The organism is Bacillus sp. EB600, assembly GCF_024494385.1.
In the GTDB taxonomy this organism is placed as follows: domain Bacteria; phylum Bacillota; class Bacilli; order Bacillales; family Cytobacillaceae; genus JAEVLT01.
In genome coordinates, this window is the sequence record NZ_JAEVLT010000126.1 from 1 (window position 1) to 899 (window position 899).

The 899-nt window shown below is 34.9% G+C and carries 1 protein-coding gene; it reads left to right on the forward strand.

Annotated features, from left to right (window positions below; all coding sequences use genetic code 11):
- Window positions 1-796: HNH endonuclease signature motif containing protein (locus tag JN080_RS28820; protein WP_256239359.1), on the forward strand; the 796-nt coding region annotated here is incomplete at its 5' end.
- Window positions 797-899: the final 103 nt, after the last annotated feature.

Below are 899 nucleotides of genomic sequence, written 5' to 3' on the forward strand. Positions count from 1 at the left end.
TTATAAACCTCAAACGGTACGAAGAGTTGAAATACCTAAACCGAATGGAAAGAAACGACCGTTAGGTATCCCAACTATGAGGGATAGATTAATTCAACAGATATTCAAACAAGTATTAGAGCCAATTTGTGAAGCTAAATTTTATCACCATTCATACGGATTTAGACCAAACAGGTCAACCCATCATGTAATGGCAAGATGTCAGTTCTTAGTCAATAATGTGAAGTTACATCATGTAAAATCAATTGGAAGATATGGAAGACCTATCAAGCCATCGGAAACATACAAGAGACTTCATAAGAATAATTTCAAAACATATAAAATTGCTGGTTTGTATTTATTTCCCTTAGGAGATATTCAAACAAGGAATGCTATGAACTTTAGTCAGGATATATGTAACTATACAAAAGAAGGAAGGCTTAAACTTCATCAAAACCTCAGAGCTGACATTGCCATAGAGATAAACAAGATGTTACAAATACCTTACGGTAAAGACAACTTAGAATTCGCAGATAACAGAATTTCAAGGTACTCTATGCAACTAGGCAAATGTGCAGTAACAGGGAGATTTTTGACATCAGATAAGGTGCACTGTCACCATAAATTCCCCCGACATATGGAAGGCACAGATGAATTTAGCAATCTTGTAATAGTACATGAAGATGTCCATAAATTAATCCATGCTACAAGCGAAAAGACGATTGAACGATATAGGAACATTCTTCAATTAGATGGAAAACAATTGAAGAAGCTAAACAAATTTCGTAAAGTTTGTAATTTAATTGCCTTAGTCTAAAAGAATAAGATGGAACGCCTAATGCGGTGAAAATCGCACGTTGGGTGTGGAGCAGGGGAAAAGATGGAGATTACATCAAAGTCTTACTTATTGCTATTAAACA